This window comes from Lentibacillus salicampi (assembly GCF_004565465.1).
GTDB lineage: Bacteria > Bacillota > Bacilli > Bacillales > Amphibacillaceae > Lentibacillus > Lentibacillus salicampi.
This window is the reverse complement of record NZ_SRHY01000029.1, coordinates 1-25,150: the sequence shown is the minus strand read 5'-3', so window position 1 is coordinate 25,150 and position 25,150 is coordinate 1. Positions and strand designations below refer to the sequence as shown.

Annotated in this window: 23 protein-coding genes and 1 pseudogene; 19 read left to right on the top strand and 5 right to left on the bottom strand. The window is 42.1% G+C overall.

The genetic code is table 11. The features are described 5' to 3' along the window. The first annotated feature begins 72 nt into the window (after positions 1-72). The 10 genes from E4U82_RS14080 to E4U82_RS19975 all read left to right on the top strand — a co-directional run bounded on the left by E4U82_RS14080 (position 73) and on the right by E4U82_RS19975 (position 9,822). Positions 73-1,242: an acetyl-CoA C-acyltransferase gene (locus E4U82_RS14080; protein WP_135110810.1), complete on the top strand. Its 1,170-nt coding sequence runs from the start codon at positions 73-75 to the stop codon at positions 1,240-1,242. Beyond that, positions 1,239-3,182, top strand: coding sequence for an acetoacetate--CoA ligase (locus tag E4U82_RS14075; protein WP_135110809.1), 1,944 nt, complete (start codon positions 1,239-1,241; stop codon positions 3,180-3,182). The genes E4U82_RS14080 and E4U82_RS14075 overlap by 4 nt, the downstream gene beginning before the upstream one ends. Further along, positions 3,182-4,342: a thiolase family protein gene (locus tag E4U82_RS14070; RefSeq protein WP_135110808.1), complete on the top strand. Its 1,161-nt coding sequence runs from the start codon at positions 3,182-3,184 to the stop codon at positions 4,340-4,342. The genes E4U82_RS14075 and E4U82_RS14070 overlap by 1 nt, the downstream gene beginning before the upstream one ends. Beyond that, positions 4,339-4,752, top strand: coding sequence for a Zn-ribbon domain-containing OB-fold protein (locus E4U82_RS14065; RefSeq protein WP_135110807.1), 414 nt, complete (start codon positions 4,339-4,341; stop codon positions 4,750-4,752). The genes E4U82_RS14070 and E4U82_RS14065 overlap by 4 nt, the downstream gene beginning before the upstream one ends. A 95-nt stretch (positions 4,753-4,847) precedes the next feature. After that, positions 4,848-6,344 carry a sodium:solute symporter family protein gene (locus E4U82_RS14060; protein ID WP_135110806.1) on the top strand — a complete coding sequence of 499 codons (1,497 nt, stop codon included), beginning with the start codon at positions 4,848-4,850 and terminating at the stop codon, positions 6,342-6,344. Between the two features lie 339 nt (positions 6,345-6,683). Then, positions 6,684-7,085, top strand: a complete 402-nt coding sequence (locus tag E4U82_RS14055) for a UPF0236 family transposase-like protein (RefSeq protein WP_167751434.1) — start codon at positions 6,684-6,686, stop codon at positions 7,083-7,085. Between the two features lie 948 nt (positions 7,086-8,033). Next, on the top strand, positions 8,034-8,261 hold the full coding sequence (locus E4U82_RS14050; protein WP_135110804.1) for a sigma factor: 228 nt from the start codon (positions 8,034-8,036) through the stop codon (positions 8,259-8,261). A 69-nt stretch (positions 8,262-8,330) separates the two neighbouring features. Beyond that, positions 8,331-8,576, top strand: a complete 246-nt coding sequence (locus E4U82_RS14045; protein ID WP_135110803.1) for a hypothetical protein — start codon at positions 8,331-8,333, stop codon at positions 8,574-8,576. Between the two features lie 523 nt (positions 8,577-9,099). Further along, a complete protein-coding gene (locus E4U82_RS14040) occupies positions 9,100-9,639 on the top strand; it encodes a DnaD domain-containing protein (RefSeq protein ID WP_167751433.1) in 540 nt (179 codons plus the stop codon). Positions 9,640-9,684: 45 nt separating this feature from the next. Then, the gene (locus E4U82_RS19975) at positions 9,685-9,822 is read left to right on the top strand and encodes a hypothetical protein (RefSeq protein WP_167751432.1); all 138 of its coding nucleotides are present in this window, start codon (positions 9,685-9,687) and stop codon (positions 9,820-9,822) included. Between the two features lie 129 nt (positions 9,823-9,951). Here the strand turns inward: E4U82_RS19975 and E4U82_RS20335 are convergent. Next, a pseudogene (locus E4U82_RS20335) lies at positions 9,952-10,077 on the bottom strand (IS630 family transposase); the annotation flags it as partial. Positions 10,078-10,839: 762 nt separating this feature from the next. Here E4U82_RS20335 and E4U82_RS14030 point away from each other — a divergent pair. Together E4U82_RS14030 and E4U82_RS14025 are read left to right on the top strand one after the other, a co-directional pair. After that, a complete protein-coding gene (locus E4U82_RS14030; RefSeq protein ID WP_135110801.1) occupies positions 10,840-11,727 on the top strand; it encodes a fumarylacetoacetate hydrolase family protein in 888 nt (295 codons plus the stop codon). A gap of 514 nt (positions 11,728-12,241) precedes the next feature. Next, complete coding sequence (locus E4U82_RS14025) at positions 12,242-13,705, top strand: sodium:solute symporter family protein (RefSeq protein ID WP_135110800.1); 1,464 nt, start codon at positions 12,242-12,244, stop codon at positions 13,703-13,705. A gap of 219 nt (positions 13,706-13,924) precedes the next feature. Here the strand turns inward: E4U82_RS14025 and E4U82_RS14020 are convergent, their stop codons facing one another. Then, positions 13,925-14,692, bottom strand: a complete 768-nt coding sequence (locus E4U82_RS14020) for an IclR family transcriptional regulator (protein WP_167751431.1) — start codon at positions 14,690-14,692, stop codon at positions 13,925-13,927. 217 nt (positions 14,693-14,909) lie between these two features. Between E4U82_RS14020 and E4U82_RS14015 the strand changes: the two genes are divergently transcribed. From E4U82_RS14015 to E4U82_RS13985, 7 genes are all read left to right on the top strand, one after another. After that, positions 14,910-16,202, top strand: a complete 1,293-nt coding sequence (locus tag E4U82_RS14015; protein ID WP_135110798.1) for an aspartate aminotransferase family protein — start codon at positions 14,910-14,912, stop codon at positions 16,200-16,202. A 21-nt stretch (positions 16,203-16,223) separates the two neighbouring features. Continuing rightward, the gene (locus E4U82_RS14010) at positions 16,224-17,372 is read left to right on the top strand and encodes a mandelate racemase/muconate lactonizing enzyme family protein (protein ID WP_135110797.1); all 1,149 of its coding nucleotides are present in this window, start codon (positions 16,224-16,226) and stop codon (positions 17,370-17,372) included. Positions 17,373-17,436: 64 nt separating this feature from the next. Beyond that, positions 17,437-18,525, top strand: coding sequence for a Gfo/Idh/MocA family protein (locus E4U82_RS14005; protein WP_135110796.1), 1,089 nt, complete (start codon positions 17,437-17,439; stop codon positions 18,523-18,525). A 75-nt stretch (positions 18,526-18,600) separates the two neighbouring features. Continuing rightward, complete coding sequence (locus E4U82_RS14000; protein WP_135110795.1) at positions 18,601-19,758, top strand: M20 family metallopeptidase; 1,158 nt, start codon at positions 18,601-18,603, stop codon at positions 19,756-19,758. A 6-nt stretch (positions 19,759-19,764) separates the two neighbouring features. Continuing rightward, the gene (locus tag E4U82_RS13995) at positions 19,765-20,523 is read left to right on the top strand and encodes an SDR family NAD(P)-dependent oxidoreductase (protein WP_167751430.1); all 759 of its coding nucleotides are present in this window, start codon (positions 19,765-19,767) and stop codon (positions 20,521-20,523) included. 83 nt (positions 20,524-20,606) lie between these two features. Beyond that, positions 20,607-21,452: an MBL fold metallo-hydrolase gene (locus E4U82_RS13990; RefSeq protein WP_135110793.1), complete on the top strand. Its 846-nt coding sequence runs from the start codon at positions 20,607-20,609 to the stop codon at positions 21,450-21,452. Positions 21,453-21,568: 116 nt separating this feature from the next. Beyond that, the gene (locus E4U82_RS13985) at positions 21,569-23,161 is read left to right on the top strand and encodes a solute:sodium symporter family transporter (RefSeq protein ID WP_135110792.1); all 1,593 of its coding nucleotides are present in this window, start codon (positions 21,569-21,571) and stop codon (positions 23,159-23,161) included. A 430-nt stretch (positions 23,162-23,591) separates the two neighbouring features. Here E4U82_RS13985 and E4U82_RS20660 read toward each other — a convergent pair whose 3' ends face one another. From E4U82_RS20660 to E4U82_RS20650, 3 genes are all read right to left on the bottom strand, one after another. Continuing rightward, entirely contained in the window at positions 23,592-23,720 is a 129-nt protein-coding gene (locus tag E4U82_RS20660) for a hypothetical protein (protein WP_425339527.1), read from the bottom strand. 69 nt (positions 23,721-23,789) lie between these two features. Further along, entirely contained in the window at positions 23,790-23,966 is a 177-nt protein-coding gene (locus E4U82_RS20655; protein WP_425339529.1) for a transposase, read from the bottom strand. A 69-nt stretch (positions 23,967-24,035) separates the two neighbouring features. Continuing rightward, positions 24,036-24,254 (bottom strand): hypothetical protein, encoded by a 219-nt coding sequence (locus E4U82_RS20650; RefSeq protein ID WP_425339528.1) that lies wholly within the window; start codon positions 24,252-24,254, stop codon positions 24,036-24,038. Between the last annotated feature and the right edge of the window lie 896 nt (positions 24,255-25,150).

Sequence of the window (25,150 nt, the reverse complement as noted above, 5' to 3'; positions counted from 1 at the left end):
ATAAAAATTGAGTAAAAAATTATTATTAAGGACCGACAATATAAAAACTTTTAATCATAGGAGGCAGATATGATGAAAACTGTTTTATTGGATGGGTTTAGAACCCCTTTTGGAAAGTGGAAAGGCGCACTTTCCAAGCTATCCGCTGTCGAGCTTGGTAAAAGCGTAGTGGCAGCACTATTATATCGTTATCCCGAAGCTGAGGAAGCAGACGGAGCCATGCTTGCGCAAGTCATCCAGGCTGGAGCAGGACAAAATCCCGCAAGGCAAGTTGCCTATCACGCTGGAATAGACCCGGAAATGCCTGCAATTACACAAAATAATGTATGTTTAGGAGGACTCGCAACGATCGCAGATGCCACGCGGCGAATTCAGTTGCATGAAGGCGATTTATATCTTGTTGGCGGGTTTGATTCGATGACGAACGCCCCGCATACCGCGAATGTTCGAATGCAAAGCGGAATTGGAAATACACAGCTGAAGGATACGTTACAGCATGATGGTTTGTGGTGTGCTTTGACGGATCAACCAATGGGCATGCTAACTGACCAGTACAACCAAACCTATAAAATATCCCGCGAGGAACAGGATGAATATGCAGCGCAATCCCAGCGGCGGGCGACTGAAGCCCAAACATCCGGTGAACTGTCTGAAGAAATTGTTCCTATTACCGGTATTTTGGAAGCAGATGAAGGGATACGTGCGAATACAACCACTGACAAGCTGGCTAATCTTGCACCTGCTTTTTCCCCTGACGGTACAATTACAGCGGGGAATGCCTCGCAAATGACGGACGGCGCAAGTGTCGGTATTGTCACATCAGAGAAAAAAGCACAAAGTCTACATCGAACCCCGCTTGCCGAGATCATTGATTGGAGTGAAACAGCAGGACCGGATGCCAGCTTACAAACAAAACCCGCTAAAGCGATCAACCATTTGCTGGAAAGACATCAATTATCAACAGATGATATTGATTTGTTTGAAATTAACGAAGCTTTTGCCAGTGTCGTCATTGCCAGTTGCCGCGACTTAGGTATTGACTACGATCGTGTCAATGTCAACGGTGGAGCAATTGCGATCGGTCATCCATTAGGCGGTACCGGATTCCGGCTCGTATTAACGCTTGCACATGAATTGAAGCGACGTGGCGGCGGAAAAGGAATTGCTTCTTTATGCGGCGGTGGCGGTCAAGCATTCGCTATCTTAATAGAAGTACCGAAAATGAAAGGAGAATCCGCATGACAACGCAACTGACGCAGCAACGTTCCGCAATACTATGGGAGCCAGCCCGGAAAGATATCGAACAGTCACATATCAACGCTTTTGCAGCATTTGCCAATCAGCCTCTTTTTCCTTATGAAAGGCTGCACCACTGGTCCATTGCTCATTTAGATGAGTTTTGGTCACAAGTGTGGGACTACGCTGGAGTAATTGGTAAAAAAGGAGAGCGAATCTATATACCGTCGGATTCTATGCCTGATGTTCAATGGTTCCCTGAAGCAGAATTGAATTTCGCTGAGAATTTACTAAGGGGTGAGGATGAGCGGATTGTAGCCTATGAGGCAAATGAGGCAGGAGTGCAGCGTTTGATTCGGTTAAAAGAACTGAAACAACTTGTCGCTAAAGCACAGACGGGATTGAAACAATTGGGTGTTGAAAAAGGTGACCGGGTTGCTGGGGTGACTGTCAATAACATTCAAGGCCTCGCTGCGTTAATTGCAACGGTTTCACTTGGTGCGGTGTGGACGTCCTGTTCCCCCGACTTTGGTGCAAAAGGCATGATTGATCGTATCGGACAGGCCCAGCCAAAAGTGCTGTTTTCTGTACTTTCCTATCAATACAAGCAAAAACCGTTTGATATTACAGACAAGATCAACGAAACAAGTGATGCAATCAACAGTTTAACTGCCGTCATTACACTGAACGGAGAGCTTGAATCGGATGAGCTTGATACGCGTACGTGGGAATCATTATGTGATAATCAGGCGGAAGTACCTGAGTATACCAGAGTTCCGTTCGAACATCCACTGTATATTTTATATACGTCCGGGACGACCGGGTTGCCAAAAGCTATTGTCCATTCTGTTGGCGGCACTTTACTTCAGCATGTCAAGGAGCACCAGCTGCATAGTGATGTGCACAAAAATGATGTTCTTTTTTGGTATACCAATACTGCCTGGATGATGTATCCGTGGCTTGTGACAGGATTGGCGAGTGAAGCGGCCATTCTGTTGTATGATGGCTCTCCCGTTCGAACTGATAGTATCACACACCTTTGGCAGATTGCCGATCAAACAGGAGTTACCCATTTTGGAACAAGCCCAAAATATTTAGAAACACTGATGAAAAATAATGTTGAACTGCAACAGGATTACCCGCTCGAAACGCTGAGGAGCATTTTGTCCTGTGGTGCGCCTTTAAGTGCTGATCAATACGATTGGGTATATCAAACGATTAAACAAGATATTGTGCTTGCATCTATCTCCGGGGGAACTGAAATTATTGGCTGTTTCGTAATGGGCACACCGGTTCACCCTGTCCGCAGAGGCGAAATTACTTGCAAGGCGTTAGGGATGGCCGTCGATGTTCTTGACGCAAGGGGAGCGTCGGTTTATGCCAAAAAAGGCGATCTCGTTTGTACCCAGCCAGCACCAAGCATGCCGATCACCTTTTACGGAAAAGGCGGAGATGAACGTTATCGACAAACTTACTTTTCGAAATGGCCGGGGATTTGGACACACGGTGATTTTGTGGAGCAGACAGTTGATGAAACATTTATTATTTATGGACGGTCAGATACAACGCTAAATCCTGGCGGCGTTCGGATCGGTACAGCGGAAATTTATAAAGTTGTCGAGCAGCATGTACTAGTTAAGGATTCTATAGTCTTTGGACTTCCTGTTGATAACGACGAAGAAATAGTCCTTTGTCTTGTGGCTGAACAACAGGACGAACTGTTAATCAAAGAGATTCGTCAGCAAATTCGGACGAATGCATCTCCCAGACACGTTCCAAAACGGATTTACTTTGTAGACGAAGTCCCATATACGATTAATGGAAAAAAAGTAGAAGGCGCAGCAAAAGCGAAAGCGCTGGGAAATGAAGTGAAAAATAACGCATCTCTAAGCAATCCAAACAGTTTAGCGGCTTTTACAAGATTGATAGAAAGGAAGTATTACTAATGTCGCGTAAACCTCACGGAGCAATTATTGGTATCGGCGAGCTGAAACCGGAACGCTATTCGCAAGGGAAGACAACTCTGAGTTTAATCGCGGATTCAGTGCGGGAGGCAATTAAGGATGCTGGTATTTCCAAAGATGTGGTTGACGGATTACTTGTCGGCCCACAGGTTGGCGAGACCCCCCAGCACGTTCCTGCAACCGTATCGGAATATTTAGGCATCAACCCAACAATGTCGAATATGGTGGACCTTGGCGGAGCGACCGGACCGGGAATGGTTTGGCGGGCAGCAGCTGCTATTAAAATGGGTATGTGTGAAACCGTCGTATGCGTATTAGCGAACAAAAATGAAAAAGGTGAAACATTGCGTTCACCAAACCGCAATCCAATTCGGGAATTCGATGTACCATTTGGAGCTTTAGGTGCCAACACTTCTTATGCATTATTGAAGCGGCAGCACATGGAAAAACACGGTTCGACTCAAGAGCAATTCGCAAATATTGCTTATTGGTCCAGAAAAAATGCCCAGCTCAATCCAAATGCGATATTTCACGGCAAGCCGTTAGAGTTAGATGACATTCTTGCATCCCCAATGATTGCTGATCCCCTTCATCTTTTGGAAATCGTGATGCCGGTTGCTGGCGGGGCAGCAGTAATCGTTACTTCTGAAGATCGTGCGGAACAAGGTAAGCACAAACCCGTTTATCTGAAAGGGGCAGGCGAAAAAATCACCCATCGTGCAGTAAGCCAGGCACCGGACATTGATGATCTGCCATTTCAATATTCAATTCCATATGCCCTTGAACAAGCGGAAATTGATAGTCATGACATTGACTTGTTGTCCCTATATGATTGTTATACCAGTGTTGTCGCCACGCAATTGGAAAGTACCGGTCTCTGTGGGCCTGGTGAATTTGGCCGTTTTATTGAAAGTCATCGTTTTGGTCATGATGGAGACTATCCGCTGAATACGCATGGCGGTCAGCTCGGATTTGGTCAGGCTGATTTAGCCGGGGGCATGTCACATGTGGTTGAAGCCGTCCATCAATTGCGTGGTGATGCAGAGCAACGACAAATTCCAAACGTCAGACACGCACTTGTTACGGGTAATGGGGCAACTTTAAGTGAAACCACAGCACTTGTTTTGGGAGGTGTATTATGAATATTTTATTACCGAAACCTGTCAAGACGTCAATAAGTAAGCCTTTTTGGGACGGTATCGCCAAAGGTAGATTTTCACTTCAGTTTTGTGATGACTGCAGCCGGGCTATCTTCTACCCCAGGGGACATTGCCCGCATTGTTTTAGTGATCAATTGACCTGGAAAGAGGCATCTGGACAGGGCAGGTTAAAAACATGGAGCATCATTTATCGGACAGGTCACCCTGCCTGGCAGGAGAAGACACCGTATGTTGTCGGTGTGGTGGAATTGGCAGACGGCCCTTCAATGCTGACCCATTTGCTGATAGAACCAAGTGAGATTACCTATCAAATGCAGGTTTCAGTCTGCTTTACGACAATTGAAGGTGAAGTACTGCCTTTTTTCAAGGCAAAAGGAGAGGAGACGCCATGATCCTGACTTATTTCCTGTTAGTCGCTGTATGCTGGGTAATCGGTATTGTTTTATGGAGAAAAATTTATGTCGGCAGTAAGGAGGAAAACTGAGGTATGATAACTAGCTCGAGCGTTTTGTTATGGACGGTTTCTATTCTATTGCTCATTTATTTTGCGCTTGTTACATGGATTGGCAAGCGGGGGAGTGCTCATAGTCAATCAATGAATGGCTTTGCGACAGCTCGGGGGAAGGTAAGTCCGGTGCTGGTTGGATCCAGTTTTGCTACCTCCTACGCCAGTGCGAATTTGTTTATTGGTGTACCGGGACTGGCTTATGAATACGGGACTTCTGTTCTTTGGTATACACTGGGGTGCTTTGGCGTCTCCTGGATTGCCTTATTGCTATTTGCCAAAGCCTTTTGGCGTTACGGCAAAGAACTCGGGCGTGTATCAACACTGCCCGAATGGCTGGGAAGACGCTACAATTCAAAAACGTTACAAGTACTTGTTACCGTATTAATTTTATTTAATGTTTATTATATTGTCGGGCAAAACGTTGGTCTTGCGACGATATTTGAGACAGTGATTGACATCCCATATGAATGGGGAATTGTCGCTGGTGTGACAATTACGATTCTTTATATCGGGCTTGGCGGCGCATTTGCTCAAATGATTACTGATGGGATTCAGGGAATCTTAATGGCAGTGACATCGATTTTGATTATGGTATCGTTGTTTTGGACAATCGGTGGTGGATTCAATGTCTTCGGCGTATTGACAGATCAATTAGAGGCGGTAGATCCGAATTTAACGGGTATTGTCGGTATAGATGGCCCATATAATAGTGTGCTTGCGATTATGGCGGTCCAATTTATGTTATTCAGTTTTGTATTAATGCCTCATCTATTAAACAAAGTCTTATCAATTGAAACCGAAGAAGAGCTTGCTCCATTTACGATGTCTGCCGGGATTATTTTGTGCATCATTTCCACATTAATGGTACTTGGCGGGCTGGCAGCACGTGTACTGTTCCCGGCCTTGGAAAGTGCCGATTCTGCGATACCGATGTACGTTATTGAAGCTTTCCCTGGTGCGATTGCCGCGATAATGATTGTCGGAATTATTTCAGCAATCTTATCAAGCACGGACAGTTTGTACTTAGGGATTACAACCAGTATTGGAAACGACTTTTATCGGATTCTGGCACCACTTTTTATGAAAAATATTTCAGATGCTGAGCTGGAGCAAAAATCTGTAAGAGCAGCTAAAGTCTCCCTGATTGCTGTCGGATTGGTATCACTCTATTTTTCATTGGAACGTCCGGATTCATTGTCGATTTTGATTCAGTTTAGCTTTTCAGCGATTATCTCTGGAATCATCGCACCGATTACCCTGGGCTATTTCTGGAAACATGCCAATAACTACGGCGCCATCGCGTCATTAATTACAGGGACAACATTTTATGTCGTATTCACCTCGTTTAATGTAGTTGAGAACATTTATTTGGCAATGTTTTTCAGTTCTCTGGCCGGGTTTGTAGTTATGGGAGTTATTAGTGCAGTTACATCTAACGAGAGCGATCAAGACCTCCTGTTAAAAAAATCGGGTTAACAGAATATGGTTATTACGGACCGGTTTTAATTTCAGAAGAATGTAATCCGAAGTAAACAAGGCTGTAACAAAGTTGTTTTTGTGGGAATTGGAAATAGGATAAATTAGATCCATGGAGATAGCTCCTCGTCTTTTGGTAACAGGCATGGAAATCGAGCTTGTTGGAGGTGAGTTTGGCAAGGAAAAAGTACATAAAATGGCAGTAATTTTCACATAACCTTGTCAGCCCATTCACCTCAATGAAGTTTTCGTTTTTTATTACATTTTCAAGGTTCGAACAGTCTGTGTGATAACCGATTATTCAAGTGTCTTACTTTTTGACAAAGCATTACCTTCGTTTTGGACCATCAGGAGGCGTTCCGGGATTATCGGGAAAGGCTGCGTGAACAAGGTATAGAGACCGATTGGATGTGTCCGATGGGTTCAGCTGAATCGAACATGAATTTCTTCTCCAAACGCCTGAAGAAAATGGGTTACAGTTGGTCTGTAAGTGGACTAGAAGCCATGGTAAGAGCTATCATTCACCACTTTGATGGCACGCTGGAAGAGGCGCTTGACCTGACGACAAGTGATCATCAGGACGACAGTTCCCAGGAAGAAAAGGCTTCATTCAAACAATTATTGAAACAAAAGACAAGACAGTCTGTGGGGGCTATTAAAGGACGGCTGCCTTTATTGGAAGGCCGGGAGCAAAGCAACTATACGGCAGAAGCCTTGCGAGGACTTGCCGGTTTACAATAGGGCAGCACGGATAATGGTACTCATAAAGTGAACGGGTTAATAAGCGAAGAGCACTCTGAAGAAATCGCGGCATAACCGCAGCGGAGCTGCTTGCCCTTGACCGCCGTGCCGCTTCTTAGTGATCACTGGAAGGGGTCAGGGCCTCCACCAGTGGAACTTAGAAGCGATTGTCCATGGTACGCTGGATGAGCGGATGGAAGACCTTTAAGGCTGAATTTTTTTCATCCGCCGCCCAAACATGACCATGGACACAAACAAGGTCAAGGGTGGTGGGGGCGGTCCACCCACACAATCTGAAAATGAGCCATTAAGGTATCCGATAATAATTACCATAAAAAGTCAAAATAAAGGTTGAGAGAAACTTCCCGCAAAAACTTGACTCACTCTTCTTAATAGAGGTATTTCGACACAGATGTTATGAAATCCTGCTAAATACGAGGAATAATATGATCTTTTGTCGAATTTTATAGTGGAAACGGGAGTTCTCGAGATTCCTAATTATGATTTATATATAAGATCGGAAGAAAGGCCAAAGATCCATATAGATTGACTTAAATAGTCCTCTGATTCCTTTTGTCTTTAGGTGTAGTATTTTACTCTACTTCTGAACAAGGTCTATCCACCAACCAAAATCATCAAATGTTTAAACAGAATGAAGAGCAGGAAAAGAAAAAGCCCTTTTGCAGCAGTAAACAACAAGCACGAATGGTTGTAATGGTTATCAGAACAGAGGAACAACTTATCTATCTGACGAATATCCAACCTTCCTCACCCCTATAATCGAAAACGAATCCGGAAAAAGGGGCATCTTTAAGTGAAAAAAATTAAAAAATATTTTTCATTTCTATGCCCCAAATGCTCGATACTTTCGATTATAGGTATAAAGAGGTAGTCTACTAAGCTTTTTCTTACTGGACATCAGGGGGGGTAACAAAGGGGGAGTACAACATGCACGACCAAGACAAGCCATCATTTGAGGCGATTTTCCGGCAGAACGAACAGCGCATCCACTACCACATGCATAAGTTCGGCATTCACGATGGGCAAGGGGAATATTATGTGGAAGGCATTTACGCCATGTGGATGGCCTACAAAAAATGCGATCCGACCAAGGGCCCGCTTGGCACCTACTTCAACTACACCATCCGCAACCGCTTCATCGACATGTTCCGCTAGAAGACAAAAGAAAGCCACCACCAGCTGCTAGCCTCCCAATCCGTATCCTATGCTGCTGATCAAGGCTATGTGGCTGACAGTCAGCGGGTGGACGCACCGGGAGAGAAAGAAGGGAACGACATCTTTTGGAACCGAATACGCGACAAGTTCATGCACAACCAATGGAAATGGGTACAGTTTTATATCATGGATGACATGTCGTTAAAGGAAATTGCCCGGCAGGAAGGAGTCACGATTGAAGCCGTGAAAAGCTGGGGGCCGGGGAGCCAGGAAGAAATTGCAGCAAGACAAAGAAGCGTTAGCCAAGTTGTTTAACTAAATAAGTCCGCTGTGTGTGTTCCCCGGACGGCAGCCATTTCGAATGGCCCGGCGCGGGGGACCATGCAGCGGATATGATTGAAGGGATGATCATGATGAATTACATAAAAGAAATCAACGCATTTTACGATTGCCTTGAGCGACATCTACTATCTGCATCCGCAGTGACACTCTGGCATGCACTGATGCATATCAACAATAAAGCTATGTGGATCGAGTCTTTTACCGTCGCAGCCCCGTACTGCGCATGAAGTCAGGGCTCACAGACAATTCATTCAAACGCGCCAGGACGGAATTGAAGGATAAAGGCTATATAACGCTTGCATCCTACGGGAATGGCCAGGCACCCGAGTATCGAATGGTGGGACTAGTCTAATGTGGAGGGTAGGAAGGCATTGATGCCAGCCCCGGTCGCGTCGAAGAGGGGTTCAGCGGTAGTAGAGATGGCGCGCTTGATGATCACGTGAATGACGGGTACGGCAGTGATTCAGCTCTTCGCCATGAAGGTGGCCACCAGCCCGTGGGATGTTCTGTTGAGAAGCGGTTGCCGGAGCAAGACGAGCGCTGGACAGATCAGAATCCGGTAGATGTTCCTGACCGTGGAATAGCTCACCGGCCGGATCAATACACGAACCGGGGAGCGGACCACTTGATAGACCACGCAGAGGATCAAGGCGCGGACCACGTACCGGGCCAACACCCGGACCGGAATGCAAACCGAACCACGGCCCCATTAGTTAAACAAACGAAAGCCAAAACGAAACCAAATGATACGAAACAAATTGATGATACAGATAATACAGCTGGCGCATTCGTGTTTTACCAGGAAAATTTCGGACCGATCAGCCCATTTGTAGCGGACGCATTGCTGCATTGGGTGGGGGACCTCGGCGAAGCGCTCGTACTGGACGCTATGAAACGAGCATTGGAGCGTGGCAAGAGCAACTGGAGTTACGTCAAAGCCATTCTGCAAGCCTGGGCGAAGAAAGGCATCACCAGCGTCGAAGCAGCAAAAGCCGAAGAAGCCGCATTCCGCCGGAGTCGGCAGGAGCGAGGGTAAAGAGGACAGCGTCGACATGAAAATAGCGCCGGTTCCGGAGAGGTCGTGCCAGACTGGTTCAAGGAGCAAAAACGCCAAGCGAATCAGAAGCGTGAGCAGGAAAGAGTGGCAAGAGGATCGCGTGAAGCGGAGGTTGGAATGGAGGAAATGGAGCGGTTGTTGGCGGAGGTTCGGAGCGGGTGAGGGGGATGTTATTTTTTATGCTTTGTCTAGTAGTTCGTTTCATAAATAACATTAATATAAGGGTGTCTATTTACTTGCTGATTCCAAACCGTATTTCCATCTAAATGGGACAGGATTTTCATTTACTTCCTAGAGATATAGCTCGATTCGCTCTTTTAACTCTTCCTTTGATTTTACACGGATATGCCGAAGAAAGCTCTTATTCATCTTTGCGAAAAAAGATTCTATAATATTTAACCAAGACCCATGTTTAGGAAGGATATCATGCCATTTAAACGCACAAAAGCCGAGCTAAATCTTACACAATCTGAACGAGATAATTAGCAATAGTTAAGCCTTTGAAATTATCTCCAGCTTTTCCCTTGCTCCATATGGAGCAGGCAGGTTTTCCCCGCGGCACATTAGATCGGATCCCAACAAGAAGGGACGGCACGGGATAAAAACACCCCCCTTTAGCCTGGCTAAGCATGGAAGGGTTATTTTTGGTCCCTTATTTAAAGGATTGCCGGAGCATTGCATTTTAATAATGAGGAGAATATAGTACTTCCCTTGAAGGATGTTATGGCGGCTAATATTGATTAGTCTAATGAATTACATCACCATTAACAACTTTTCGTTTCTTAGTGACAGCAATCCATCTCTCTACGAAGCCATGTCCCGTGTCTATATGTTTTGTTGTTAACAAGCTGTTTCCTTTTTGCCCTGCACAAAATGTTTTGGGCCATATTCACGTTCCGGTATTAAAAAAGATCAAAAAATTAAGATTTAAAAATAGTACATTGCAAAATTTATTGACAAATTAAATAATTATCTATACAATAATTTTATATAATGAATTATGTTCTGTATGTGGAACATTATAATTGCTTGTTATGAACAAGTGTTTAAGGAATATCAGTTGAGTGGGAGACAGTGTTTTTTGTAATGGAAAGTATTTTCATAAGGTATTACATTATACTGAATGGAAATTAACCGTAAGATTTTATTCCGAAACAAACAGGATTTGGAGGGATCAGGGTGAAATTAGTAAATATGCTGCAAAATGGGAAAGAAGTACTTGGGGTCAAAACGGGAAAGGGTATTCTTGATTTGAATGCGACGCTTGATGTTTACCCAGATAAAACCGTTCCAAATGATATGATGCAAATGATTAAAGGCGGGGATGGAGCTGTAAAAGTGTTGAAACAGTACATAGATAACTTGCCATCAGACGTTTCACAATATGTCAATGAAGAAGTGGTCGATTGGGGATCTGCGGTTCCCTTGCCAAGTAAAATTATTTGTGTCGGTTTGAATTACCGGAAACACGCTGACGAGACGGACTCACCACATCCAAAAGAACCGATATTATTTAATAAATTCAATAACACACTGACTGGCCATGAACAAAGTGTGAAGATCCCCAAAAAAACAAGTCAACTGGATTATGAAGTTGAGCTTGGTATTGTTGTTGGAAAAAATGCTAAAGAGGTAAAAAAAGAAAAGGCACGCGATTATGTGTTTGGTTATGTGACTGCAAATGATCTGTCTGCACGAGATTTACAATTTGTTAGTTCACAGTGGCTCCTGGGGAAGTGTTGCGATAATTTTAGCCCAATTGGTCCATATTTGGTGACTGGAGATGAAATTGCTGATCCAAATAATCTCAACTTAAAAACAATTGTAAATGGAAAGGAACGACAAAACTCAAATACATCTGATATGATTTTTAATTGTGACGAAATCCTGAGCTACATCTCTGATTATATGACGCTTACACCAGGAGACCTAATTCTCACAGGAACGCCTGAGGGCGTCGTTCTTGGCAATCCGGAAGAAGAGCGTGTCTTTTTGCAGCCAGGCGATGAAGTGACGGTAGAGGTGGAACATCTTGGTGCTTTAAGGAATACGTTTATTTCTGAGTAAAACGTTACATTAAATGAGGTTATCATTATCAACAAAATTAATTTAACTTTACTATAATTCCCAAAAATTATTTGACATCTTTTAAAAGAATCGATATTTTCAGTGCAGCGACTCGTCTACCGTTTTTTAATTATGAGATGAGCCGCTCCCTCCACCTCTGGTTTCAAAATTTGTCTCAACAGATGACGGTGACATTGGGGGATATTTAATACAATCTAGCCGGGTGCTTAAGATACCTTTTTGAAAGCGATTACACACGTAAAAACTCTTTCCTTTGGATATATGAATCAGTGAATAAACACAATCGACGAAAATGCTAATTCTTTTGCCGAGAAAAAAAGGGTAAATGATCATATTAATATAGCTAATTGAAAATACTTCTGTTCTCTTTCAGGACAACTTTTATTGATTCACTAAAAGACCCTAATAAGGATTTTACAACGTTATGATTAGCTGGATTTTCGGTATGTAAAACTATTTATGCGTTAAAGAAAAATAGAAGGGGTGTAAATTCATGACTGGAAATCAATTAATCTATTTGCTAATGTTTATTATGTTTGTCTTTTTGATGATAGGTATTGGTATATGGGTATCCAAACGTGTTAAATCTGGGGAAGATTTCTTAATGGGCGGTAGAGATTTAGGAGTACTTCTCCTCGTTGGTACAACAGTTGCAACAGCTGTGGGAACTGGTTCAAGTATGGGAGCGGTTCAGCAAGCATACATCCAAGGATGGGCAGGCGCATTTTTTGGGATAGGACTTGGAATTGGAATGTTCATGCTTGTTTGGTTGTTTTCAGATGCACGGAATAAGAACTTTATGACATTTTCAGAAGAAATAAGTTATTATTATGGTGCTAGTAAAGAGATGAAAGGTTTTACATCAATAATTTTATTTTTTGCAGAAGTTGGTTGGCTAGGTACGCATATTTTAGGTGGAAGTATTTATCTCAGCTGGATTACGGGTATTGATCCCACGATAGCAAAGATAGTCACAGCACTAGGTTTCGCCTTGTATACAGTAATTGGTGGGTATATGGCTGTCGTATATACCGATGTCATTCAAGCTATCATCCTATTTATTGGATTTATAATACTTGGAATTCTTGCATTTATAAAGGTTGGTGGTTTTCAAGGACTTGGAGAAAATTTACCTAATGAGATGACGTCATTTATTGGCATTACACAAGAAGGTCTTATACCAGGCGTATCACTTGTTTTAGTGACTGTTATTTCAGTATTAGTCATTCCAGCTTATCGCCACCGAATCTATTCTGCTAGAAATATTTCCGTAGTTAAAAAAAGCCTTATTATATCAGGAATTGTTGCAGTTTTGTTTACTGTTATTCCAACAGTTATAGGGATGGCCGCAAGAGTTATAAACCCAGATATGATGGATAGCGCCTTCGCGTTTCCTTTTATGATTACTGAACTCTTCCCAGTATGGATTGGAGCATTTTTATTGGTAGCCGGCTTAGCAGCCACGATGTCTTCCGGAGACTCCGATGCTATAGCATCAACAACGATTTTGGTAAGAGATATTTATCAAGTTTTCACCGGAAAGTTACCTCCTCGTGAAAAGACGGTATTATATTCAAGAATAGGATTGCTTTTTTCAATTGGGTTGTCACTGCTGTTTATAATTGGTTCGACCAATATTATCGAATACATTGAAAATATGAGCTCAACTATTATGTCTGGATTGTTCGTAGCTGCCGTGACCGGAAAGTTTTGGGGCCGTTCTACGTGGCAGGGCGGTACCGCAGCTGTTGTTTCAGGTTCAATGACGTCTTTCATAGTAATACTAAATGATTCTTTAATGTCGTTTTGGGGAAATCCGATTATACCTTCCTTAGTCATTGCGTTCTTGACATGTGTTATAGTCAGTTACTTAACACCAAAACGTAAACTTTCTCATAAGGATGCGTTAAAGAAACTGGAAGAAGAACGTAGGGTTTTTGAAAAAAGAATAATTTGAAATATTTGCCATCAACTGTAGACTGACCTATAGGCACATTACTTTTAATATTTTTAGCAGTTATTTAAACAAAAATATCAGCAAAAAAGGGTGTCCCCCCTTTTTTGTTTAATGTAGTTGACTATGGATATTTAGATACATTTAATAAGCAATGATTTGAGTATACATAAATCAATCATCATGTGCTCGGATTATCATTTCATTACTTTAACTTTTCCATCAATCATCAGACTTTAAATATCCGAGTTTTTTGGAGATTTCTAAAGCCGCCTTCTTTGCTTTCATAGCCCAGTTGCTAAAACTAACAATTGGAAGGTCTTTGGATATTGCTGTAATACTGATAGCAGCAAGAATCTCTTCGTTTGGGCCATATATCGGAACGGCTAAGCAGCGAATACCGTCTTCCATTTCTTCGTCTTCAACGGAGTAACCGTTTTTTTGAATAAAGGTGACATCTTCTTTGAACTGTCTAAATTTTTCTTCTGCATCATCGGTAGTGTCACGGTACCGATATATCGCAGCTAAAATGGATGGTTCATCCAAGCTGACACCCAGTACTTTGCCTACACCGGAAGAGTGGAGAGGAAGTTGTTGACCAATAGAGGTGGCAAAACGGACAAATCCGTTCCCTTCGACTTTATCAATATAGACTGGCAGGTTGTCAGTCAGTATAGCCAAGTGTCCGGTGTAAGGAGTGTTTTCTACCAATTGTTCAATGAAAGGTCTGGAGATCCTTACAAGATCGATTTCATTGTAAAAATGCATACCCCATTGAAAAGTACGATGACCGAGTTTGTATGTGTTATCTTTTTTTTGTTCAATCAAATGATGTTTCTCAAGGGTATTTAAAATAACAAATGCACTTGTTTTAGGTATACCTAATTCTTGATGAATTTTGTTGCTCGTCAGGTTACGTTTAGTGAGCGTATCTAAAATAGTGATTGCGCGTTCAATTGCCGGAACCGAGTATTCTTTTTGCTTTCCCATAATGAAAATTCCTTTCCAATAGATGATTTCTTCTATCATATCATAACAATAAGAATGTTCAATATGCTGAATTTAACTCTTAATTCATCATATAGTAGTCTTTTATATTTAAATTTAAAAGTCTTATAATCGCTTACATTATTGACAATTCATAATATAGGATTTATGGTTAATATATGGAATGTAAGAATAATATGTAAATGGAGGCTTGAATAGAATGAAATACGATAAGAGTGAAGCGTTGCATAAAGATGCGATGAAGACTGCTCCTGGCGGTACACACACAGCTAATAGATATGTAGATCCACATTTTGTCTTTAAAAAAGCCAATGGTGCCTATATCTATGATGCTGATGATAACAAATACATTGACTACCAGGCTGCATTCGGCCCGTTCATTCTTGGACATAATTACAAAACGGTGAACGACAGGGTGTTTGATGTACTACAGCGTACCGATTTGTTTGGGGTGGGGACGACCGACCTGGAAATCGAGCTTGCGAATAAACTGAATGAACATATCCCTTCTGTCGATCAAGTGCTGTTTTGTAACGCGGGATCTGAAGCCACTTACCATGCGATTCGGCTTTCGCGTGCAGTGACAGAAAGAAAGAAAATCATCAAATTTCAAGGCTGTTATCATGGATGGCACGATTATGTTGCACGGAATATGCTCAGCGATTGGGATAAGGTCATGGAACGCGATCCAGGGTCGGCAGGTATATTGGATGAAGCGATAGATAACACACTTGTCTGTCGTTTCAATGATCTGGGAAATGTCAAACAGACACTTGAAGAAAATAAAGACGAAGTAGCCGCAATAATTCTGGAGCCTATTCCGCATAATATCGGGTGCATCATGCCACAAGATGGGTTCTTACAGGGGTTACGCGATTTGGCCGATGAAAATGGAATCATTTTGATTTTTGATGAAATCATCACAGGGTTCCGTCATGGTCTCGGAGGTTTCCAAGAGGCGGCGGGAGTCACACCAGATTTAACTACATTCGGTAAGGCGATGGCGAACGGTTTCCCGATGGCCGCAATCGGCGGCAAGAAAAAATATATGGAACGCTTTAACACCAACCCGGGCGGAGACGTATGGTTCGCTGGAACGTTCAACGGACATGCTGTTGGAACTGCAGCATCACTGGCGACGATTGAAATGATGGAAAATGAACCGGTACATGATCATATTTTTAATTTGGGCGATCGCATGCGAAATGGACTTCGGGAAATCTACGACCGTTTGGGTATTGAATCGTACGTCACCGGATATGGTTCGGTCTACACATCGTATTTTATGAATTTTGAACCAAAGAACTATCTGGATTTAAAGCATAATGATGGGGATTTCTATGTAAAATACCGCAGGAAACTAATCGATAACGGTGTTTTCGAAATGCCGGTGAATCTGAAACGAAACCATATTAGCTATAGCCATACCAAAGGGGATATCGATACCACACTGGAAATCAGCGAGAAAGTATTAAAAGAAATGATCAAATAAAAAACTGAAAGGACCTTAGATATGAAAATAACTGATGTTAAAACCTATATTGTGGGAAATGAGTGGAAGAATTGGGTGTTCACACACGTTGAGACGGATGAGGGGATTACAGGACTCGGCGAAGCAACCCTGAATGGGTTTGCGAAAACGGTGGAAATGGCTATTCATGAATTGAAACGATTTGTGATTGGTGAGGATCCATTTGATGTGGAAAAACTTTCACTGCGGATGTTCCGCGATTATTTTACCGATGGAGGTCAGATTCAGGGAGCGGCTATTTCGGGTATTGATTATGCTTTATGGGATGTTATGGGCAAAAAACTTAATCTACCCGTGTACAAACTGCTCGGCGGCAAATGTCATGATAATTTAAGGGCTTATGCCAACGGATGGTATCAATCCTCTCGCACACCGGAAGGTTTTTACAATGATGCCAAAGAAGTGGTTGACGCGGGATATACGGCGTTGAAATTTGACCCATTTGGAACGGCTTGGCGTGTTGTGGAGCGAAAGGAATTCAATTATGCCCTCGAAATCATTGAGGCAGTCAGAGATGCAGTTGGCAATGATGCAGATATACTTATCGAGGGGCATAATCGTTTTTCTGTTCACACAGCGCTTCAATTTGCTCAGGAGATGAAGCAATTCAATCCAACATGGTTTGAAGCGCCAGTCCCTCCTCAAAAGGTTTCTTCTATGGTAGAGATTGCCAAAAGAAGTCCTGTGCCGATCGCTTGTGGAGAGGACTATCATTCCCGTGAGCAATTTGCCGAATTGATGTCTCACGATGCAGTCCACATCATTCAGCTGGAGCCACAGTATATGGGGATAACGGCTGCAAAACAGGTGGCTGGCATGGCCCATGCACATAATGCGGTTATTGCGCCACACAGTGCACAAGGGCCGCTTTGTTCGATTGTTTGTGGCCATTTGAACACAGCATCTCCAAACTTTTATTTACATGAAATTTTCGATGACTTTAACAAAGATTGGACGCAAGAAATATTGACGAACAACGTCGAAGTAATGGATGGCCATATTCAATTTCCGGATGGTCCCGGCTGGGGTACGGAGTTGAATGTAGATCTGGTGGAAGAGCATCCTTACTCGCAAAATCACTTCCTACCTCTTTTCCGGGAAGGCTGGGAGAAGCGCGAAGGATTGAAATAACGAATAAGCACGTGGATAGTCTCGTCCATGTGCCTGTAATTTTTGAAAATAAAGGATTGATGCTATGACACTTCGAGTAGGTATCACAGGTGCGGAAAGAGGTAAACGATTTTACGACGAGTTTTCCAAAAGTGATGAGGTCAAAGTTGTTGGTGTGATGGACACGGATGAGTCCGTTTTGGAAACATTTCAGAAAGAACGGTCGGTCGATTATGCTGTAACTGATTATGAAGCATTGCTTGACACGGGAATTGATATCGTTGCCATTGCAGCGCCTATGCAGTTTCATGTTCAACAGGCTGTTCAGGCATTGGATCGGGACATCCATGTTCTTTCGGAAGTAACCGCTGCATTAACACTGGACGAGTGCCGTAAATTGTTATCTGCTGTCAAGCGGAGTAATGCACAATATATGATGGGCGAGAATTACTGTTATATTCCGGAAAACATTTGTATCTATAATATGGTCCAGGCAGGACTTTTCGGCGATATTTATTACGGCGAAGGCGAATATTTGCATGATGTCCATGATTTGCATCATGACCAATATGGTAATGAAACGTGGCGCAAGAAGATGCAGGTAGGGCGCCCCGGAATCACATATGGTACGCATAGTCTCGGACCGGTTCTTGGGTGGTTTGATGAAAACATCGATAATATTTTATGTCTTGGGTCAGGTGAATCACGCTACAAAGGGTATAAACATGATGACACTTCAACGATGCTTTGTAAAATGTCAAGTGGAGCGCTTATTCGTATTAGACAGGATTTGCTGTCACGGCGTCCGCATCACATGCGCTATTATTCACTCCAAGGGACAAAAGGTGTATATGAGGCGTATCGCTCCAACCACGATATTCATCGTGTATGGCTGGAGGATTATGCACCAAATAGTCAAACATGGCAGCCGTTATCCGATTTTTTTTCAAAATATCTTCCATTTGATATCAACGAACTTTCAAAAGAAGATGATTCCCACTGGGGCGGCGATTATTTAATGATACAGGACTTTATCCGCTCAATCGTCGAGGGTAAACCTGTGACGATTGACGTTTATCGCGCACTTGGTATGACCATTCCGGGTATTTTATCAGAAGAATCAATTTCCAACGGCGGCAAAACAGTGTCCATGCCAGATATAAAAGACTGGTAAAAAAAGTAACATTTATTCGTTTTAAAGAATCCCATTAATCTTTTATCAAAACGAATCAGGCAGGTGACAAAGATTATGATAGAAATAAATATTGATAATATTATTGAAGACACGCTGAAACTTGTCCAAGCAAAAAGTGTTACTGGAAATACAGTACAAGTCGCAGATTCATATGAAAAGATGCTGAAAGAAGTAGGGTGTACCGTTACACGCTATGAATTCATCAAAAATAACCCCACATTAGTGGCACACTTTGGCAAAGCCAAAGAAGGTGAAAAAAAATTGATTTTTAACGGTCACATGGACGTTGTACCGCTTGAACAATCCGGTGCTTATGTCGAGGATGAAAGAATTTATGGGCGTGGAGCTTGTGACATGAAAGGTTCACTGGCAGCTATTCTGGAAGTTGCTCGGTCTATTCATACATCAAAAGCGGAGGTATCAGGTGAAGTCATCATCATCGCCAATAGTCTGCATGAAAGCCCCGATGGACGCGGCGAAGACCTTACAGAACTCGTGGAAAAAGCGGAGGACTTGATGGCAGATGCCGCAGTTGTTATGGAAGGCGCGACGTACGATTGTACGGTTGCACAGATTGGATCCGCCACATTCAATCTGACGATTGAACGTGAAGGTAATCCAAGTCATCAACTCTATACTCCCGAAGGTACGCCACACCCGATTTCGGTTATGAGTGATGTTATTCGTTCGTTGGACAAGAAAAACAAGGAACTAAATGACATATATATTGAAGATATTGGCTACGGTTCGTATTTCATCGGAAATGCGACAAGCGGTGAATTATATAATCAGATGCCGAAAACAGCTACTCTTGAGGGAGTACGCCGTTATGGACCTGAGCAAACATTTGAGGATGTGGAAGCGGAAATAAAATCCCTGATGGATAAAGTGGCTCAAAAATGTGGTGTCGATATTCACGTCGATATGCGCAAAGTCAGGGATGGGTATCGTGTTGACAGAAATGCAGACATTCTGGACGTACTTGCCAGCTCACTTAAAAAGATACGTGGACTGGACGCACCGTTCGTCGGCAAAAAACTGGTAACAGATGCCGGCATTATCGCTAATGGCTTAAATATACCAGTTGTAAGTTCGGGCCCAGACCAACAACAGGCACATGCGGATGACGAGTTTGTAGAAATCAGTGAACTTCACTTGACAGCTAAAATTTATATAGATTTAATTCAAACTTATGTCGGATTGAAGGAGTAGATAACATTGCGACTGAAAGGGAAAAATGCCATCATTACTGGCGGTGCCCGCGGAATAGGCAAGGGGATTGCCGAACGATTCGTCGAAGAAGGGGCACATGTTACCATTATAGATGTACGCAAAGCAGACATGCTTAATCAAAAAATATATAAGGATTATCCGGAGAATATCGCGATTCAGGAGTGTAACTTGTCGAATATCAAACAAACGAAAGCCGTGTTAGATGCTATTTGGGATAAGCAAGGGCAAATTGACATCGTCATAAATAATGCCGGAATAGCTACCAGAGAACCCTTTGTTGAAATTGCCGAAGAAACATGGGATCAAGTTATGTCTGTCAATTTGAAAGCGATGTTTATCGTTGGCCAGCACGTGTCCAAAAAAATGATGGAAACAGGGATTGCTGGGTCTATCGTGAATATGGGTTCAAAAAACGGGCTGGCAGCTGGTGCACAATTGACCCATTACAATGTTAGCAAAGGTGGAATTAACTCGCTTACCCAGACGATGGGAACAGAACTCGCTTCAAGTCAGATTCGTGTCAATTCCGTAGCACCCGGTTTTATCGATACTCCGCTTGATCAGGTACTTAAGGATAGAGACAGCAATTTGGAGCTCACTCAACGAACACCGATGAAGCGGCTCGGTACAATTAAGGAGGTCGCGAATACAGTGTTATTCCTGGCTTCAGATGAGGCCTCATATATCACGGGCACAACCATTGTCGTTGATGGTGGACATTTGGCAAACGCGGGTGATTTGTAAAGGTTCTGATTAAAGTAACTGAACTCTGCAAAAAATATAAAACTCATTACCTTGAGACAAATAATAAGAAAGGGTTATGACAAATGGGCAACATAGGTATTATTCAACAATTGAAGCAAGCAAACCTTTATTCGGGCAAAGTTATTCTGCAGTTCATTGGGCAAGCTGGTATGATTATCCAAGGTAAACAGGACACACTGGTCATCGATCCCTATTTATCCGATTACGCTGAAAAAAATTATGGGCTTGAGCGTACTTATCAGCCATTTTATAAACCCGACGATCTCAAAGGTGTTGATTATTATATGATAACACATGATCATGCGGACCACTTAGATCCCGGGACCGTGTCAATTTGTGCAGAAATGAGTCCGGAAACGATTTTTATCGCACCATCCTATTGCCATCAGCTGCTTTTGGATTGTAATGTTAAAGCGAAAAATATATGGGATATCAAAGATGAAACATGGCAGTCGATCGGGGAACTTGCTTTTCGAGCCATCCCTTCCGCCCATGAAGATCTGGAAAAAATCCCCGATGGGGGGTACAGATTTTTAGGTTACATTGGTACTTTAAATGGAGTCACCTTTTATCATGCAGGCGACACGGTTGTTTATTCGGGTCTCTTGGACTACCTTAAAGAACAACCAATCGATATTGCTATGCTTCCTATCAATGGCAGAAACGCTTTCCGGTTTGAGAGGGGGGCTGTCGGTAATATGAATTACCAGGAAGCGGCTGAATTATCGTATCAGGCAAATTTTGAATTAACAATTCCAGTCCACTATGATATGTTCGCGGATAATACGGAGCGACCCGGCCATTTTGTGGATTTAATGTACGAAAATTTCTCATCACAAAAATTCCATATGATGGCACGTGAGGAACAGATGATTTATACAAATATGCAATTTATGAAATCCGACTAACTAAATTTAACAAGGAAGTGATACAAAGTAATTCGATATTTTTAAATTCCAGGATTATTTAATTTATCTCTTACTGCCAAAAGGTATTACAAAAATAATAATGAAAGGGGTTTCATATGTCTGCGATTACAATAGTATCTTTTTTTCTTTTTATGGGATTGGTGGCGATTATTTCATACTTCTATACCCGAAAAGAAAAACTTGATACCGAGGAAGGGTACTATCTTGCAGGAAAAAGCCTATCAGCATGGGTAATAGCGGGGACGCTCATATTAACAAATCTCTCCACAGAGCAACTAATAGGGCTAAGCGCGGAAGGTTATGAGTTCAGTATCTCGTCTATGGCTTTTGAGGTGATTGCTGCAATTGCATTAATTATTGTTGCAATTTTCTTTCTTCCGAGGTATTTGAAGGGAAATATTGTAACTGTTCCAGACTTTTTATCCGATCGTTACGATGAACAGACAAAGCAAATAGTGACCTTCCTATTCCTGTTCGGTTATGTCCTTAATCTTATGCCGCCAGTTTTATATACTGGATCACTAGCATTAAATGGTATATTCGATATTGAGAATATACTTGGTGTCGATAGATTTTCCGCTTTAATGATTTTATCAATCTTTATTGGGGCAATTGGAGCGGTATATGCCATATTTGGTGGACTGAAAGCTGTAGCAATCAGTGACACTGTCAATGCAATTGGACTATTGATCGGGGGCCTATTAATACCGATTCTTGGTCTTAGTTTTCTTGGCGACGGTTCGATGCTGGATGGGTTTGCAACAATTGTAAACGAGACACCGGAAAAACTGAATGCAGTGGGTTCCTCTTCAGAACCCGTACCATTTTCAACACTGTTTACCGGATTGGTTTTGATAGGACTGTCTTATTGGGGGACAAATCAACTTATTATCCAGCGAACGATTGCAGCAAAAAGTTTAAAAGAAGGGCAAAAGGGGGTTTTAATTGCAGCAGCATTTAAATTACTGACACCAATTATTATTATTCTGCCGGGTATAATAGCATTTAATATTTTTGGAGACGACCTTATTCCAGAAGATGCATATCCGGAGCTGGTTGCTTACGTTCTGCCTGAACCTTTACTTGGATTTTTCGCTGCTGTGTTGGCGGGAGCAATTCTTTCTACGTTCAACTCGGCGTTAAACTCTTCAGTAACGCTTTTTATGCTAAATGTATATAAACCCTATATTAATCCTCAGGCATCACAGAAAATGATGGTTCAACGGGGTAAGATCTTTGGGATTGTATTGGCCATTATTGCTATTTTTATAGCGCCTATGATTGACCTGGTTTCAACCAGTTTTTTTGAATATCTTATGACAATAAACGGACTTTATAATGTTCCCATATTGACGATTTTTATTATTGGTTACTTGACTAAAAAGGTACCTGCCGTTGCCGCAAAAATCGGACTCGCTTTCTTTATTGTAACATATGCCATTACGCAGTTTTGGTGGAATACAGGCATCAGCTATATTCACACCTTAGGAATACTTTTTGTATTGACAACAGGGCTTATGCTTTTGATAGGGAAAATACGTCCTCGTGATAAAGCTTATGTATTGAAAGTAAATAATACTGTTGATATAACAAATTGGAAATACTTATATCCCGTTTCACTTGGAATCATTATAGCGCTAGTTGTAATTTATATTATTTTTTCAAAGATTGGTATTGCTCAACAGTAGCTACTGTATGATAGAATAATGTATTTTTAAAATCACTGATAAACAATTTACATTATGCCCCCCATCTTAATAGATCATTGAGACAAGTGCGAACGTGGATATACGATTGACCTTTCACTTTAAAAAGCCGGACACCATTGTTTTAAGAAATCGCGGGCATCTGAGGGGATTTAATGGGTACTCAATTGAATAAACTTGTCATCAGTTTATGTTACTTCCTCTCGCAATTAGGGTGTTACAACGCGATAAAAAGAGGCTCTTCGCTATTTAATGTTGAAAAAACAACTTGCTAGTACTCATGATAGTCTATCATTCCTTGTTTGCTGCCTATATTGTCTTAGCTGCTTTGAAGATAGTCAAGGAGACCAGTTGATAACCTCCAAAGCAGCTAAGGGAATTGGTTGGCAAGCAAACGAAGGAACATCCATAGTCATGACTCCTGAACCAAGTCCAGCTTATTAACTGTGGCGTATGCCATAGCGATTAAATTGTCATTTGAATGGTATCCGCGGGCTTTTCTATTGGCAGCTTGAACCAGGCTATTTACTTCTTGGAGCAAACCATTGGTTATTTTGGTAATAAACCATCTTAAGATACCGTCTTGATGCTTTTCAGCGACTTGGTAACTTCAATCATGGGCTCTAATTGGGAACGGATTGCCCACTCCTTTCGTATCAAGGAACAGACAGAACTTTTGTAATACATCGGCACCCTTACCTGTGGTGGCAAATATTAAACGTTTGGTATCCGCTTCAATAAAAAATGTCACATACTTATGGCCTCTGGCACGAGAGGTTTCATCCATGGCTATTCGCGTTACATTAGATATATCCATGTTCTCCATTGCTTTATCAACATAATGGTGAAACACACGTCAAAGACGGGTATCATGTTCACCAACTTTTCGTGCTACTGCAGCTACTGGCATCTCAATCATAAATGACAAAACGAGGTTTTCAAAAAATAATGGAAATTCGGCGCCTGGGCGTGCCCAATCAATAACGACAGTACGTATTTTTCCGCATGCATCGCATTTTACTCGTGGCATCCTGGCGTGTAAAAGTGTGCGATATTGCCAAAAATCAAGGTGTATCCAAGTACGATCTTGATCCTGTATATCATGGGATTTGCCACAATTAGAGCATGAGAATTCATCTCCTGATCTATATTCTATGTAAATATGCAGGGTTTTTTCTTCTTTCGCTCATGATGAAAAACGTACCATGGTTCAGGTATTTCTAAAGCGGATTGAAATACATCATATTTTTCCTGAAAATCCTTCGCAGGATAGCCAACTCCTAGGTTTATAGTTTTTACCTAGTATCGACAGCTATATGAAATAATAGACTAAACATTAAATAGCGAGGAAGCAAAGAAGTACAAGAAACACTTCTAGATGATGAAGCAGCTACTTCTTGCTCGTAGTAACCATAACTGCTAGTAGTTACGTTAAGCTTCTTTGCGATTTCGTCCTGCTTATATCCGTTATCTATCCTCTGTTGAGATGCTTTAGAAGGGCTGAGTATGTACAAATTTAGCGACCGTTTAAGATCATTTCACTATTTTCACTCATTATATACAACAATATGTTTTAAGTTCCCATGTGTCACTGTGGAAATTGAAGTGAACGAGTGTAACATGGCCATACGTTTTAGAAAAGCACGAAGGAGGAGATCATTCTGTATCACTCGATCAAATGTATGTGATAATACAGAACGGAAGCCCACGAAGGTGAAAGCCCTTCCTTGGATGCTTATACGACCCAAGAAGTCTAATTTATGGATTTGTCGTTAGGCAGTGTCTAGAAGGGACGCGGAAAATCTATGAACCCCCCTCTTGCTCTTTGTTCTTAACATTTATAAAAAAGGGAGCATTCCTGTCACGAAAAAATTTGAGGCTTAACAAAAAATGAGCCTCCTTGGTATCATACGGGATGTCGATCGATCGACTCCTAAATTAACCAAACCAAGGAGGACTCAAAATGAATTA

What these genes read in the sequence shown, in the direction of transcription:
- E4U82_RS14080 (WP_135110810.1), top strand. Translation starts at nt 73, where the DNA reads ATGAAAACTGTTTTATTGGATGGGTTTAGAACCCCTTTTGGAAAGTGG.
- E4U82_RS14075 (WP_135110809.1), top strand. Translation starts at nt 1,239, where the DNA reads ATGACAACGCAACTGACGCAGCAACGTTCCGCAATACTATGGGAGCCA.
- E4U82_RS14070 (WP_135110808.1), top strand. Translation starts at nt 3,182, where the DNA reads ATGTCGCGTAAACCTCACGGAGCAATTATTGGTATCGGCGAGCTGAAA.
- E4U82_RS14065 (WP_135110807.1), top strand. Translation starts at nt 4,339, where the DNA reads ATGAATATTTTATTACCGAAACCTGTCAAGACGTCAATAAGTAAGCCT.
- E4U82_RS14060 (WP_135110806.1), top strand. Translation starts at nt 4,848, where the DNA reads ATGATAACTAGCTCGAGCGTTTTGTTATGGACGGTTTCTATTCTATTG.
- E4U82_RS14050 (WP_135110804.1), top strand. Translation starts at nt 8,034, where the DNA reads ATGCACGACCAAGACAAGCCATCATTTGAGGCGATTTTCCGGCAGAAC.
- E4U82_RS14025 (WP_135110800.1), top strand. Translation starts at nt 12,242, where the DNA reads ATGACTGGAAATCAATTAATCTATTTGCTAATGTTTATTATGTTTGTC.
- E4U82_RS14020 (WP_167751431.1), bottom strand. Translation starts at nt 14,692, where the DNA reads ATGGGAAAGCAAAAAGAATACTCGGTTCCGGCAATTGAACGCGCAATC.
- E4U82_RS14015 (WP_135110798.1), top strand. Translation starts at nt 14,910, where the DNA reads ATGAAATACGATAAGAGTGAAGCGTTGCATAAAGATGCGATGAAGACT.
- E4U82_RS14010 (WP_135110797.1), top strand. Translation starts at nt 16,224, where the DNA reads ATGAAAATAACTGATGTTAAAACCTATATTGTGGGAAATGAGTGGAAG.
- E4U82_RS14005 (WP_135110796.1), top strand. Translation starts at nt 17,437, where the DNA reads ATGACACTTCGAGTAGGTATCACAGGTGCGGAAAGAGGTAAACGATTT.
- E4U82_RS14000 (WP_135110795.1), top strand. Translation starts at nt 18,601, where the DNA reads ATGATAGAAATAAATATTGATAATATTATTGAAGACACGCTGAAACTT.
- E4U82_RS13990 (WP_135110793.1), top strand. Translation starts at nt 20,607, where the DNA reads ATGGGCAACATAGGTATTATTCAACAATTGAAGCAAGCAAACCTTTAT.
- E4U82_RS13985 (WP_135110792.1), top strand. Translation starts at nt 21,569, where the DNA reads ATGTCTGCGATTACAATAGTATCTTTTTTTCTTTTTATGGGATTGGTG.
- E4U82_RS20655 (WP_425339529.1), bottom strand. Translation starts at nt 23,966, where the DNA reads ATGGATGAAACCTCTCGTGCCAGAGGCCATAAGTATGTGACATTTTTT.